This window comes from Nonomuraea harbinensis (assembly GCF_019396385.1).
Classification (GTDB): Bacteria; Actinomycetota; Actinomycetes; order Streptosporangiales; family Streptosporangiaceae; genus Nonomuraea; species Nonomuraea ferruginea.
The window spans coordinates 122729-136365 of record NZ_JAHKRN010000004.1; the positions used below are offsets into that span (position 1 = coordinate 122729).

Below are 13637 nucleotides of genomic sequence, written 5' to 3' on the forward strand. Positions count from 1 at the left end.
GACGGCGACGGGTTCGTCCCATGATGAACGCGGGCCCGCTGACGGTAATTCCCGGGCCCCGTTCTGTCAGTGGCCGCGGCTAGCATTCCGGCCATGCTCCCCCGTACGGAATCGCGAACATGACCGAACTGACCGCCGACGAGGCGCGCCGGCTCATCCTGCGCGCCCAGGGGCTGCTCGGCTCCGACGGCCGTCAGGGCGGGGTGCAGGGCATGCTCCGCAGGCTCGGCGCCGTCCAGCTCGACACCATCTCGGTGCTCGCCCGCTCCCACGAGCTCGTCGCCTACGCCCGGCTCGGCGCCGTGGGCAGGCCCGCCGTCGAGCGGGCCTACTGGGACGCCCCGGCCCGCAGCTTCGAATACTGGTGCCACGCCGCCTGCATCCTGCCGATCGAGAACTGGCCCCTTTTCGCGTTCCGGCGGCGCGCCTACCGCGAGCGCCGCTTCCGCTGGCACGAGGTGCCCGACAGCGTCGACAAGCTGCTCCAGCAGGTGCGCGACCACGGCCCGCTCACCACCGCCGACGTCGGCGGGGCCAAGAACGGCGGCCCGTGGTGGGACTGGTCCGACTCCAAGATCGGCCTGGAGTGGCTGCTCGACATCGGCGAGGTGGTCTGCACCCGCCGGGTGGGCTGGCGCAGGGTCTACGACCTGGCCGAGCGCGTGGTGCCCGCCGGACTGCTGGCCGAGGACCTCACCGACGAGGAGTGCGTCGTCCGGCTCGCCGGCATCGCGGGCCGGTCACTCGGGGTCGCCACGCGGGCCGACCTGATCGACTTCCTCCGCCTCAAGGGGCGCTCCGCCGAGATCCTCGACGAGGCCCTCGCGAGCGGTGCCGCCGGGCTGACGCCGGTGCGCGTCGCCGGCTGGCCCGCCGTCAGGGCCGGCCGCAACGGCTCGGCGCCCGGAGCCGTGCCCAACGCCTGGGCCGACCCGGCCGCGCTGGAGTCGGAGCCGCGCGGACGCCACCGCACGACCCTGGTCTCGCCGTTCGACTCGCTGATCTGGCACCGCGGCCGCACCGAGCGCGTCTTCGGCTTCGCCTACCAGCTTGAGCTGTACGTGCCGAAGCACAAGCGGGTCCACGGCTACTTCACGATGCCGGTGCTGGCCGGCGGCCGCCTGATCGGCAGGGTGGACCCGGCGCGCGAGGGCACCACGCTGGTGGCCAGGAAGGTCAGCCTGGAGCCGGGCCTGACCAGCGCCCGCTGGGTCGAGGCGATGGGCGACGCGCTCCGATCGGCCGCCACCTGGGTCGGCTGCGACACCGTACGCGTCGAACGCGCCGACCCACCCGAGCTCGCCGAGGCACTCAACACGACCCTGGCCCGCTGATTCCCAGGCTGGCGAGCCGCCCGACCGAGACCCTGGCCCGCTGACTTGCCCAGGTCGGCGAGCCGCTGGGCCCGCCGTCGCCTTAGCCCGCCCTCCCTCAGGGGGAGGGGCGGGCGGGGCTGGGGCGGATCAGGTGATCTCCAGCATGCGCTCGCGGACCGCGTACACCACGGCCTCCATGCGCGAGTGCAGTTGCAGCTTGTCCAGGATGTTGCGGACGTGGTTCTTCACCGTGTTCTCGGAGATGAACAGCTGCTTGGCGATCTCCCGGTTGTTCATGCCCTTGGCGACGAGCCGCAGGACCTCCATCTCGCGCTCCGTCAGCCGCGGGACCGGCACCTGCGGCGGGCGTTCGGTCTCCTTGCGGCTCATGCTGGCGAACTCGTTGATGAGCTTGGCCGCCATGGCCGGGTTGATCAGCGACTGCCCCTCGTGGACGCCGCGGACCGCCGCGGGCACGTCGTTGATCTGGACGTCCTTGAGGAGGTAGCCGGTCGCGCCGGCCTTGATGGCCTCGAAGAGGTCTTCCTCCTCGTCGCTCACCGTCAGCATGATGATGCGGGTGCTCGGCACCGAGGCCTTGATGCCCTTGGTCGCCTCGATGCCGTCCTGCCGCGGCATGCGCACATCCATCAACGCCACGTCGGGCATGAGGCGATCGGCCAGCTCGACCGCCTCCTGACCGTCGCTCGCTTCCCCGACCACCTCGATGTCAGGCTCCGCGGCCAGCGCCAGGGCCAGGCTGCGCCTGATCAGCTCGTGATCGTCCACGATCAGCACGCGGATCGGCTCGCCGCCGGAGGGGCGCGCCTCGCCGGACTCCGTCACAAGGCCTCCTTGATGCGCCTCGCGACCGTCGTGTCTCCGGTTCGCTCGCTCGTCCTCGCCTGACTGAGCTCGCTCACGTCTCCTCCTCGTCGGGGGGCCAGAGCCGTCGAACCGCCATGATCGCACGTGTGCCGCGGTTCTCGGGTGGTCGAGAAGATCTTTCCGGCGGCCGTCAGGGCTCTACGAGCCGCAGCACACCGTAGTTGTACCCACGCCGGTTGTAGACGACGGATGGCAGGCCGCTCTCCTTGTCACGGAACAGATAGAAGTCGTGTCCGACCAGCTCCATCTCGAGGAGGGCCTGGTCGATGGTCATGGGCTCTGCTTTGTGGTGCTTCTCCCGGACGATCAGAGGGCCTTCGCCGTCCATCTGGATGGGGACGATGTCGTCGTACTGCTTGTCTTCCGGCAGCCGATCCTCCTCGGGCTCGGCCTCCTCGCGGGCGGGCTCGACCTTGGACGGTGCGGGCGCGGCCAGGTCGGGCATCGTGGCGGTGATCTCCGCCATGGACGGCTGCTTGTGGTTGCCGTGATGGATCTTGCGCCGGTCGGCCAGCCGCCTGAGGCGTCCCTCCAGCTTGTCCATCGCGATGTCCAGAGCGGCGAAACGGTCGTCGGCGCTGGCCTCCGCGCGGATGGCGGGACCGCGGGTGTGAATGGTCAGCTCGACCCGCTCTCGCTGGTCGGCCGCGCGCACGTTGCGCTCCTTCGACACCTCCACATCGACTCGGATGAGTTTGTTGTCCAGACGCTCGATCCTGGCCAGCTTGGTTGTCACCTGGTCTCGGAACCGATCACTCACTCCCGTGTGCCGGCCCTTGACGATGATGTCCATGCAACAGCCCCCCTTCGTCTAACGACTGAGATAGAGCGCCCGACGACTCGCGTGGTGCCGGGCAGGGTTTTCTGCTGTCCGCCTGTCCTTCAGGGTTACCCTCCTCCGACGCCTCGTCACCGGGAACGCGGGTGGCACCCGTCCGGCCGACCTGGTCTTCGACCCCACATCCGCCTGCTGAGGGTTTCGCAGCTCTGATGCCACTACCGCCCTTCTCTCCTGGCGGGGGACATCTGGACCCCCGGGGAGGCAGGACTTACCCCTAAGCCGCACCGTGATCGGACGACGAAAAGTCGCCTTACGTGGGCCGTTTCGCCTGCGGCTGGCATCGGCTAGCGGAGCCGGGAGCCCCGGCTCTGCGCAACCACGGACCCGAACGGGTGCCATGTTCAGAACGCTATCCGGATCGGCGGCGAATGTCAGCCGGAGGAAGCTCCAAAGGATCACTTTCCGTGATTTTCGCGCGGGGTTACGGGCCGGCTGAATGCCCCGTTTGGTCCCACGGCACCCCTTACAGGACAGGGCGGCAAGCCTTCTGAGCTGCCTCACCGGGCGCTTCCCGCTACGGACATGTGGCCCTCCGGAAGGCAACACACCTGGGCCTTTCTTTACTGACTGTCACCGTGACCATTTCGTGAGATCCGGCGTGTCGCGGCGACGGTGACGGCCAGCGGCACCGTCGCCCCCACCGCCCGCAGCGCCCTCGCGGCGTCCGCCAGCGTCGCTCCCGTCGTGACGACATCGTCCACGACGACCACCCGGGCACGATCGAACACACCCCCGGCCCTCCGCACGAAGCCTGCCGAACTCCCACGTACGCGGACCCCACCCCTCCCTGCGACTTCGAGATCTCGGACAGCGCTCTCAGATACGGAGAAGGACCCGGCCAGGTTCGACACCCGGTCGGCGGAACTCAGGCCCGACTGGTCGGCCACCTTCCGGCGCTGCCGCAGCGCGGGCCAGAGCGTGGCGGCCACACCCCGTCCGCACAGCCGTCGCACCACCCGCTCCGCCAGCGCCCCCACGTGGTCGTGACCCCGCCCCTTGACGGCCGCCCGCCCACTGGGCACCGGCACCACGATCACCCCCTCCCCTCCCGGAAGAAGCCCGCACTCCCCCACCCCACGAAGCCTCGGCGTCGACCGAGCGCTCCCCCGTCCACGAAACCTCTCCACAGCGCCCTCAGCGCCCTCCTGCGGCGATCGGAGGGCCGCCACGAGGGCGAAGGCCAGAAGGTCGGCGAGGGCCGCCGCCAGGGCCGCCTCACCCCGTTCCTTGTAGGCGATGACGGCCTTGCGCACCACGCCCCCGTACGGAGAAGCGGACCAGCACACGGGAAACCCATCGGGACACGGCACGGGCATCCGGCGAGAGGGCACCACCACACCCGCCAGGCACCCCTCGCACAGACGCACCCCCGGAGCACCACAGCCGAGACATGGCTGCGGCAGCACGACATCAAGCAGACCGGCGAACACGGCCCCAGCATGCCGCCCACCACCGACACTTTCAGTAGCCGAACGGGCACCCAGAGACGCCACCTGTCGCGAACGACTCTCTACGGAACTACGGCGGGCTGAGCGGGCCGTCAGGCACGCCTATCGGCGCCCAGCCCGAGGGGGTTCCCAAAAGGATTTTCGCTTTTGGATCTTTCGTTTGAACCCAAGACGCTGACCGAGCGTGCGTCCCTCGGGCCCGCACAGAAAAGATCAAGAGAGGCGCGTGCCTCTGCGCTCGCGCCCCGAGAAATTCGGGCTCGCGCCCCAGGAAGCTTCGCACCAGCGCCCGCAAGAGACGCCCGGCGCACGCCCCAAGAAGCTTCACGCCCACGCCCCAAAAGACATCCGGCTCACGCCCCAGAAAGCCTCACGCCCGCGCCCCCAAGAGACCTCCGGCTCACGCCGTAAGAAGCTTCACGCCCGCGCCCAAAAGACTTCCCGCTCGCACCCCAAGCACCTTCCGGCTCGCGGTTGAGGCGGCCGAACCAATCGAGAGCCGCCGGAGCGATCCCCCGAAGTCAGCCCAGGGCGAAGATCGGCTGGTCGACGGCGGTGGCGGGCTTCGGGGTCCAGGTTTGTTTGTCGCGGCTGTATTCGAGGATCTCGTTGCTGTCCTCGGTGGTCGCCAGGATCGCGTCGCCCAGGGCGGCCAGGCGCTCCAGACGCTTGCTGGTGGTCGGGAGCTGGGTGGTCTCCCCGTCGCCGACGTTGATCTCCTTGACGACCTGGCCCGCCTTGGTCTGGACGAGGACCAGCAGGTGGCCGCCGTCGCTCCAGGCGATGTCCACGATCTCGTCGCCGCCCGAGACCGTGGTCAGCGTCTCGAAGTTGCTCAGCATGGCGTTCCCGCCGCCGCCCGTGAGCGCGCCGACCTGGACCCGGTTGTCGCCGATCTCGACCGCGACGCGGACCCCGTTGCGCGCCATCCGCAGCGAGGTGACGTTCAGCCCCTGGAGGGCGGGCGCGGCGACGCGTTCGGGCCCCCGGCCGACGACCGGGTGGGAGCGGATGACCTCGCCGTTCTGCCGGTCGAACGTCCACAGGCTGCCGTCGCGGTGCCAGGACGGGTCGGTGAGGTCGGCGCCGGGGATGGACTCCTGCCAGCGGCCGTCGGGCGAGTGCCGGGTCACCCAGATGCCGCCCGCCGCGGACCTGGCGGCGATCCGGTCGCGGTCCTTGGAGACGGCGAAGCCGGTGTAGCCCTGGCTGGGCTGTCCGGCGGGGCCGGTCACGGGGTGGCCCTCGCCGTCGCTGCCCAGCACGAACACCGCGCCGCCGCTGCTGTAGAACACCTGCTTGTCCTCGCTGCCCAGCCAGCTCTCCGGCAGGTTGGCCGGCACGGTGAGCGGGCCGGAGGAGAAGAACTGCTCGCCGTCGAGCAGCACTTCCAGGGTGCGGCCGTTGGCCAGGTTGTTGCTGCTCAGGCTGGCCCTGAGCTGGGCCTGCAGGCCCTGTGTGTAGGTGTCGAGCGGGTTGAACGGGCCGCCCATGTTGATCACCACCCGGTCCTCGCTGGACCGGATCCACCGCACTCTGGCGCCCTCCGGGAACTCGTTGCCGACCGCGCCCTGCAGCCCGCTGGTCGGCCCTTCGGCGAGGCGCTCGACGATGGTCTGGGCGAAGCTCTTGTCGGGGTCGACGCGCAGCCGCAGCCGGTCGACGACCAGCCGGTCGGGCTGCGGGTCGGCGCCGGAGCTGCCGTTGAGGTAGTAGAGGTTGGTGGGACGGTACGCGCGCCGCACGTCGGCGTCGGTGAGCAGCAGGCCCTGCTGCAACCCGTTGACCTTGAAGGCCCCGTTGGCGTCCTTGACCAGGGTGATCGGCCGGTTGATCTTGGGGTCGCCCGACGAGCCGACCGGCACGTACGTGTCGTCCTCGTTGATCTGCGCGATCTTGTTGCCCTGGATGGAGAGGACGGTCTCGTTCTTCTCCTTGTTCTCGACGAGCTCGCCGAACCGGAACGAGTTGTCGATCACCGTGATGGCGCCGTCGGGTTTCCAGACCCGCCTGGCCTCCTCGGTCAGGTACTTGGGCAGCACGGAGGGGTCGTCGTCGTAGGCGGCCATGGCGGCCAGCAGGCCCTCCACGACCTGCTGCGGCCCCCAGTCGGGCTGCGGCGCGACGGCGAGCATGCGCTGGAACGGCACGGTGACGGAGTCGCCGCTGCCCGCGTCGTCCACCGGGAACGGCCCGCCCACGGGGATGACCGCGCAGCCGGTGCCGGCCAGGAGCATGGTGAACGCGAAGGCGGCGGCGCCGCCCAGCCGCCTAATCCTCGTCATGGCCGCCCCCGTCTCCGGTGGCCGGCAGCAGGACCGGCGTCATCTGGCCGCGCCAGGTGCGGCGCATCTCGATCTCGGGCGGGACCAGCGACAGCGGGGAGCCCTTGAGGTCGGTGCCGGCCTTCCTGGGCAGGGTGAGCCGGAACTGCGAGCCCTCGCCCGGCTGGCCCCACGCTTGCAGCCAGCCGCCGTGCAGGCCGGCGTCCTCGCGGGAGATCGCCAGGCCGAGCCCGGTGCCGCCGATGGTCCTGGCCCGCGACGGGTCGGCCCGCCAGAACCGGTCGAACACCAGCGTGTCCTCGCCGGGTTTGAGCCCTATGCCGTGGTCGCGCACCGCGACCGCGACCGCGTCCCTGTCGGCGCCGACGGTGACCACGACGTCGCGGCCCTCGCCGTGCTCTATGGCGTTGAACAGCAGGTTGCGCAGGATGCGCTCGACCCGGCGGTTGTCGACCTCGGCCATGCACGGCTCGTTCGGCAACCGCAGCTCGAAGCGGGTGCTGTGGCGCTCGGCCAGCGCCTCGGAGTCGGCGATGGCGCGCAGCACCACGTCGCGGATGTCGACGGAGTCGAGGTCCAGGTCGGCGGCGCCGGCGTCGTACCGGCTGATCTCCAGCAGGTCGGCCAGCATCGACTCGAACCGTTCGAGCTGGGCCTGCATCAGCTCGGCCGAGCGCGAGGCCATCGGCTCGAAGTCCTCGCGCGCGTCGTACAGCAGGTCGGCGGCCATGCGGACGGTGGTGAGCGGGGTGCGCAGCTCGTGCGAGACGTCGGAGACGAACTGCCGCTGCACCTGCGACAGCTCCTCCAGCTGGTGGATCTTGAGCGCCAGGTTGGCGGCCATCTCGTTGAACGAGGTCGCGAGCCTCGCCAGGTCGTCCTCGCCGCGCACCTTGAGCCGCTCGTCGAGCTTCCCGGCGGCCAGCCGCTCGGCGGCCTGGCGGGCGAGCCGGACCGGCGTGACGACCTGGCGGGCCACGAGGTACGCGATGGCGGCGAGCAGCAGCACCAGCCCGAAGCCGACCACGACGATGGCCAGCCGGACGTTCGACAGCATCTGCTCTTCCTCGTCGAACGGGAAGAAGTGGTAGACCTCGTAGCTGCCGTTGACGTGGATGATGGCGCCGATGACGAGGGTCTGCCTGTGCTGGCTCTCGCCGGGCAGCCTGATCGGCTCGGTGTAGCGCTGCGGCCTGTCGATGAACTTCTCGGCCTGGCGGCGCAGCATCTGCTGCAGCGCCTCGGGGATGTTCTGCTGGTTGACGTTGCCCGACGCGCGGGACCGGCCGGGCTCGTCGACGTTGAGGATCAGCACCTCGTAGCGCTTCTTCCAGCCGTCCCTGCCGGTGCCGATGATGTTGTCCATCACCTCGTCGAGCGGGTCGGGCGGCACGCTCTTGCCGGGGTCGGAGGACTTGGCCTGGTCGTCCTCGCGCCGGGTGAGCGCGTCGGCGATCTGCAGCCGGTCGGCCGCGGCCTCGCTGGCGGCGGACTGCTGCCGCCGCTCGATGACCGAGTTGTTGATCTGGTCGGACAGGAAGATGCCGAGCACCACCACGACGATCAGCGAGATGACCAGGGTGCTGGTGACGACCTGGAGCTGGAGCGAGCGCCGCCACAGCCGGCGGGCCCTGCCCGCCGCACGACGAGCCCGCCGCCGGATCCCGCCGAGTATCTGGCGGAGGGTCCGGCGGCGTGTGCGTCTCGTCTTGGTCGGGGGCATGGCGGGGAGAGCCGGGTCCCTAAGCGGGACCGGCCTTGTAGCCCACGCCGCGGACCGTCACCACGATCTCGGGGTGCTCGGGGTCCTTCTCGATCTTGGCGCGGAGGCGCTGCACGTGCACGTTGACCAGGCGGGTGTCGGCCGCGTGGCGGTAGCCCCAGACCTGCTCCAGCAGGACCTCGCGGGTGAAGACCTGGCGCGGCTTGCGGGCCAGGGCGACGAGCAGGTCGAACTCGAGCGGGGTGAGGTTGATGGTCTCGTCGCCGCGCTTGACCGAGTGTCCGGCCACGTCGATGGTGATGTCGCCGATCTGCAGGATCTCGGGGGTCGGCTCGTCGGTGCGGCGCAGCCTGGCCCGCACCCGGGCCACCAGCTCCTTCGGCTTGAAGGGCTTGACGATGTAGTCGTCGGCGCCCGACTCCAGCCCCAGCACCACGTCGATGGTGTCGCTCTTGGCCGTGAGCATGACGATCGGCACGCCGGACTCCGCCCTGATGCGGCGGGCGACGTCGATGCCGTCGGCGCCGGGCAGCATCAGGTCGAGCAGGACGAGATCGGGGCGCGTGTCGCGGAACGCGTCCAGCGCCTTGTCGCCGTCACTGACAAAGGATGGTTCGAAGCCCTCTCCGCGCAACACGATGCCGAGCATCTCGGCGAGAGCGGCATCGTCATCGACGACCAGCACGCGACCTTTCATGGCCCCTCATTCGTTCTACGCATTCTGGGACATACCTGCACGGTCGGTGAAGGTTACCCCCGCTCGGCCCATGAGTGTGACATGAGTCCCGCGAAAGGTCCGTATCAGGCTCGCGCCGCGACCGCTTTCTTCAGTCTGCGGTAACGGAAGGTCTTTCGGCCACCCTGGACGAGATCCGCCGCGCCGAAACGCGTGGAATGCGAGCCAAGATGCGGTCTTCTCGACGGCGCGACGCCACCCAGCCGCCCAGCGTGCCAGGATTGGGATATGTCAGACGGTCACGGTTCCGCGTCAGAGAGGCCTTCGGGCTGGGCAGCGGAGCAGCCCCCGCCCTACGGCGCGCCTCCGGCGTCGCCGTGGACCGCCCCCGGCAGCGAGCAGCCGCCGCCTTCCGGTCCTCCCTACGAAGCCGGCCCCCAGTCCGGCGGGCAGCAGTCTTACGGGCCGCCCCACGGCCCGTACCCGCCAGGCCAGCCCTACGGGTACGGTCCCCACCCGCCCGCGCTGCGGCCCGGCATCATCCCCCTGCGCCCGCTGGCCCTGGGCGACATCTACGACGGCACCATCAAGCTCATCCGCTCCAACCCGAAGGCCGTGCTCGGGCTGTCGGCGGTCGCGGCGCTGCTCGCCGCCATCCCGCTGGCCGTCGGCCAGGGCTTCGTGTTCGGCGCCGTCGCGCCGCTGATGAACGACCCCGCCGCCCTCCAGGCCGAGGACCCGGCCGGCACCTACGGCATGCTCGGCGCCCAGTACGTCAGCGCCTTCGTCTCGTACGCGATCAGCTTCGTCGCGGTGACGGTGCTGACCGGGGTGCTGACGCGCATCCTCGGCCGGGCCGTGTTCGGCGGCAAGATCACCACTCAGGAGGCGTGGCAGACGACCAGGAGGCGGCTGCCCGCCCTGTTCGGCGTCGTCGGGCTGCTGGCCCTCATCATGCTGGCCCCGGTGGCCGTCATGGCCGCGGTTCTCGTGGTCGCCTTCGGCACCGTCGCCGGGGGCTCGCCCGAGGCGGCCGGCGGGCTGCTCCTGCTGTTCCTGCTGATGATCGTGCTCTACATCGGGTACGTGTTCTTCTTCCGCACGCGCTTCGCCTTCGCGCCCGCGGCCGTGGTGCTGGAGGGCAGGGGGCCTGTCGACGCGATGCGCCGCTCGTGGAACCTGGTGACCGGCGACTTCTGGCGCGTCCTCGGCATCCTGTTCCTGACCACGCTGGTGGTCGGGCTGATCGCCAGCATCCTTCAGGTGCCGTTCATGATCGTCGGGATGGTGATCGGGCTGGTGGGCAGCGGGTCGGTGGCGACGATCGTGATCGGCTCCATCCTGGTCGCCGTCGGCGGCACGCTCGGCGCCATGATCACCTACCCGTTCGAGGCGGGCGTCGCCGGGCTCCTGTACGCGGACCGCCGCATGCGGGGCGAGGCCTTCGACCTCGTCCTGCAGACGGCGGCCATCGAGCAGCAACGGCAGGGCTGGGTGCACGCGACGGCCGACGAGCTGTGGCACCCGTCCAACTCCGCCAAGTCGTGAGCCCGATCGGCAGGGACGAGGCCGCCGGGCGTGCGGCGCGCGAGCTCCTCGACCCTCAGTACGCTCGGGAGCCGCTGTTCGACCGGCTGCAGCGCTGGTTCTTCCAGTTCGTCAACGACCTGCTCGACACGGTGGCCGGTGGCGGCACCGCGGGCGGTGTGCTGGCGGCGATCGTCATCCTGCTGCTGCTCGTGGGCGTCGGGGCGCTGGTCGTCTGGCAGGTCCGCCGCGCCGGCCGGCGCAGGGCCGCCGCGCCCGGCGAGCTGTTCGACACCCGGCGGCTGACGGCGGCCGAGCACCGTGAGGCCGCCGAGCGGCTCGCCGCCGAAGGCCGGTGGACGGAGGCGATCCAGGAGCGGCTGCGCGCCATCGCCCGCGACCTGGAGGAGCGCGCCCTGGTCGACGGCATGCCGGGCCGCACCGCCGCCGAGCTCGCCGCCGAGGCCGGCCGGGCGCTCCCGCCGTTCGCCGCCGACCTGGCGGCGGCGGCCCGCTCCTTCGACGACGTCACCTACGGCGACGTCCGCGGCACCCCCGCGGCCTACGAGTCCATGAGCACGCTGGACACCCGCCTCGCGACCGCCCGCCCGGCCGCCCTGGGAGCCACCCCATGACCCTTCCCCCATCGCCCCCGCACGACCGCCCCGTCCAGGCCACCCCAGCAGGACACCCCCTGGAGGGACGCCGGGCCGGGAGGCCGGGTGGGGTGCGGTTCGGAGGTTCTGATGGCCGGTGAAGGCGTGCGGGTGAGGCCGGAGGAGAGCGTTCCGGCGTCGGGCGGGCTGGCGCCGGCGGCCGGGGGCGGGTCGGTGCCGACGTCGCCGACCGTGCGGTCCGTGTGGCGGGGCGGCCGGCTGATCGCGCTGCTCGGCCTGATCGTCGTGGCGGTCGCCACGGCCGTGGTGCTGCTCGGCCCCGACCGGGGCGCCCAGCGCTTCCTCGATCCGGACGACACCTCGCTGCAGGGCTCCAAGGCGCTGGCCGAGCTGCTGCGGGCCAGAGGCGTCACGGTGGACCGGGTGGACTCGGCGGAGGCGGCCAGGGCCCTGGGCGGCGACCGGCTGCTGTTCGCCGGCGACACGACGTACGTGGACACGTCCGCCCTGGCCTCACTCCCCGGCGACCGGCTGATCGTGGGCTTCTACGACCTGCCGACGCTCGCCCCGAACGTCGACCCGGTGCCGGAGGCGGTGCGGGAGCGCTCGCGCGACCCCGAGTGCGCGCTGCCCGCCGCGACCGCCGCGGGGAGCGCCTACATCGGCGGGGTCGCGTTCGAGGTCCCCGACGGCGGCACCGGCTGCTACCCGTCGCATGAGGGCTCGACGCTCGTCAGCTTCCCGAACGGGTCCGGCACGACCACGGTCGTCGGCAGCGCCTCGTTCATGACGAACCTGCGCCTGGCCGAGGACGGCAACGCCGCGCTGGCGCTCAACCTGCTCGACACCGGCAAGCCCGTGACCTGGCTGGTGTCCCCTGACACCCCGCCCGCCGGCGACCTGGCGGGCACCGAGGGCCGGTCCATGTACGACCTCATGCCCGCCGGCGTCGGCTGGTCGCTGGTGATGGCGTGCGTGGCGGTGGCGCTGGTGGCGTTCTGGCGGGGCAGGCGGCTCGGCCCTGTCGTGGTGGAGCGGCTGCCGGTGGTGGTGCGGGCCGCCGAGACGGTGGAGGGCCGCGGCAGGCTCTACCGTGCCAGGAAGGCCAGGGCCAGGGCCGCCGACGCGCTGCGGGCGGGCGCGATCGACCGGCTGACGCCCCGGCTCGGGCTGGGCCAGGGCGCGGACAGCCGGGAAGTGGTGGCGGCGATCGCCGTACGGACGGGTGAGGACGCGCAGCGGGTCGGCGCCGCGCTGTACGGGCCCTCACCGGAGACGGACGACGAGCTGGTCGCCCTGGCCGGATACGTGGACCACATCGAAAGGAAGGTCAGTGAGCTCTGAGCATTTCGCCCGGACGGCGGCCCCCGCGGACGCGGCCAGGGAGGCGCTGAGCGCGCTCCGGGCCGAGGTGTCCAAGGCCGTGGTCGGGCAGGACGCGGTGGTGACCGGGCTGGTCATCGCCCTGCTGTGCCGGGGACACGTGCTGCTGGAGGGCGTGCCGGGCGTGGCCAAGACGCTGATGGTCCGCACCCTCGCCGCGGCGCTGTCGCTGGATTTCAAGCGGGTGCAGTTCACCCCCGACCTGATGCCGGGCGACGTGACCGGCTCGCTCATCTACGACGCGAAGACGGCGGAGTTCGAGTTCCGCGAGGGCCCGGTGTTCACGAACCTGCTGCTCGCCGACGAGATCAACCGCACCCCGCCGAAGACCCAGGCGGCGCTGCTGGAGGCGATGGAGGAGCGGCAGGTGAGCGTGGAGGGCGCGGCCCGCCCGCTGCCCGACCCGTTCGTGGTGTGCGCGACGCAGAACCCCGTCGAGTACGAGGGCACCTACCAGCTCCCCGAGGCCCAGCTGGACCGGTTCATGGTGAAGCTGACGGTGCCGCTGCCGCCGCGTGACCAGGAGATCGCGGTGCTGGAGCGGCACGCGCTCGGCTTCGACCCGCGCGACCTGTCGGAGATCAAGCCGGTGGCGACGGCCGCCGACCTGGAGGCGGGCCGCCAGGCGGCGGCGCAGGTGCACGTCGCCCCCGAGGTGCTCGGCTACATCGTGGACGTCGCCCGCGCCACCAGGAACTCGCCGTCGCTCCAGCTCGGCGTCTCGCCGCGCGGGGCGACCGCGCTGCTGGCTGCCTCGCGGGCGTGGGCGTGGCTGTCGGGCCGCGCGTACGTGACTCCGGATGACGTCAAGGCGCTGGCCAGGCCCGCGCTCCGGCACCGGGTGCAGCTGCGGCCGGAGGCGGAGCTGGAGGGCGCGACCGCCGACGGCCTGCTCGACGGCATCCTCGCCTCGGTCCCGGTCCCGCGCTGATG

11 protein-coding genes are annotated in these 13637 nt (G+C 71.4%); 5 read left to right on the top strand and 6 right to left on the bottom strand.

The window, feature by feature from the left end:
- Positions 1 to 119 precede the first annotated feature (119 nt).
- Complete coding sequence (locus tag KME79_RS05595; RefSeq protein WP_219543559.1) at positions 120 to 1334, top strand: winged helix-turn-helix domain-containing protein; 1215 nt, start codon at positions 120 to 122, stop codon at positions 1332 to 1334.
- Positions 1335 to 1463: 129 nt separating this feature from the next.
- Here the strand turns inward: KME79_RS05595 and KME79_RS05600 are convergent, their stop codons facing one another.
- From KME79_RS05600 to mtrA, 6 genes are all read right to left on the bottom strand, one after another.
- A complete protein-coding gene (locus KME79_RS05600; protein WP_148034218.1) occupies positions 1464 to 2162 on the bottom strand; it encodes a response regulator in 699 nt (232 codons plus the stop codon).
- Positions 2163 to 2334: 172 nt separating this feature from the next.
- Entirely contained in the window at positions 2335 to 2997 is a 663-nt protein-coding gene (hpf, locus tag KME79_RS05605; RefSeq protein WP_148034219.1) for a ribosome hibernation-promoting factor, HPF/YfiA family, read from the bottom strand.
- Between the two features lie 608 nt (positions 2998 to 3605).
- Positions 3606 to 4298: a phosphoribosyltransferase family protein gene (locus KME79_RS05610; protein ID WP_308248800.1), complete on the bottom strand. Its 693-nt coding sequence runs from the start codon at positions 4296 to 4298 to the stop codon at positions 3606 to 3608.
- A gap of 716 nt (positions 4299 to 5014) precedes the next feature.
- Complete coding sequence (locus KME79_RS05615) at positions 5015 to 6778, bottom strand: LpqB family beta-propeller domain-containing protein (RefSeq protein ID WP_219543561.1); 1764 nt, start codon at positions 6776 to 6778, stop codon at positions 5015 to 5017.
- Positions 6765 to 8501, bottom strand: coding sequence for an MtrAB system histidine kinase MtrB (gene mtrB, locus KME79_RS05620; RefSeq protein ID WP_148034221.1), 1737 nt, complete (start codon positions 8499 to 8501; stop codon positions 6765 to 6767). The genes KME79_RS05615 and mtrB overlap by 14 nt, the downstream gene beginning before the upstream one ends.
- Before the next feature lie 19 nt (positions 8502 to 8520).
- Positions 8521 to 9198 (bottom strand): MtrAB system response regulator MtrA, encoded by a 678-nt coding sequence (gene mtrA / locus KME79_RS05625; RefSeq protein WP_090763607.1) that lies wholly within the window; start codon positions 9196 to 9198, stop codon positions 8521 to 8523.
- Between the two features lie 267 nt (positions 9199 to 9465).
- Here mtrA and KME79_RS44575 point away from each other — a divergent pair, with 267 nt between their 5' ends.
- From KME79_RS44575 to KME79_RS05640, 4 genes are all read left to right on the top strand, one after another.
- Positions 9466 to 10725 (top strand): DUF7847 domain-containing protein, encoded by a 1260-nt coding sequence (locus tag KME79_RS44575; RefSeq protein ID WP_246639339.1) that lies wholly within the window; start codon positions 9466 to 9468, stop codon positions 10723 to 10725.
- On the top strand, positions 10722 to 11339 hold the full coding sequence (locus KME79_RS44580) for a DUF4129 domain-containing protein (protein WP_308248801.1): 618 nt from the start codon (positions 10722 to 10724) through the stop codon (positions 11337 to 11339). Before KME79_RS44575 ends, KME79_RS44580 begins: the two co-directional genes overlap by 4 nt.
- Positions 11340 to 11450: 111 nt before the next feature.
- Positions 11451 to 12665 (top strand): DUF4350 domain-containing protein, encoded by a 1215-nt coding sequence (locus KME79_RS05635; RefSeq protein ID WP_219543562.1) that lies wholly within the window; start codon positions 11451 to 11453, stop codon positions 12663 to 12665.
- Positions 12655 to 13635 carry an AAA family ATPase gene (locus tag KME79_RS05640; protein WP_148034225.1) on the top strand — a complete coding sequence of 327 codons (981 nt, stop codon included), beginning with the start codon at positions 12655 to 12657 and terminating at the stop codon, positions 13633 to 13635. The genes KME79_RS05635 and KME79_RS05640 overlap by 11 nt, the downstream gene beginning before the upstream one ends.
- Positions 13636 to 13637: the final 2 nt, after the last annotated feature.

Coding starts and splice junctions, on each gene's coding strand:
- KME79_RS05595 (WP_219543559.1), top strand. CDS start 120: ATGACCGAACTGACCGCCGACGAGGCGCGCCGGCTCATCCTGCGCGCC.
- hpf (WP_148034219.1), bottom strand. CDS start 2,997: ATGGACATCATCGTCAAGGGCCGGCACACGGGAGTGAGTGATCGGTTC.
- KME79_RS05615 (WP_219543561.1), bottom strand. CDS start 6,778: ATGACGAGGATTAGGCGGCTGGGCGGCGCCGCCGCCTTCGCGTTCACC.
- mtrB (WP_148034221.1), bottom strand. CDS start 8,501: ATGCCCCCGACCAAGACGAGACGCACACGCCGCCGGACCCTCCGCCAG.
- mtrA (WP_090763607.1), bottom strand. CDS start 9,198: ATGAAAGGTCGCGTGCTGGTCGTCGATGACGATGCCGCTCTCGCCGAG.
- KME79_RS44575 (WP_246639339.1), top strand. CDS start 9,466: ATGTCAGACGGTCACGGTTCCGCGTCAGAGAGGCCTTCGGGCTGGGCA.
- KME79_RS05635 (WP_219543562.1), top strand. CDS start 11,451: ATGGCCGGTGAAGGCGTGCGGGTGAGGCCGGAGGAGAGCGTTCCGGCG.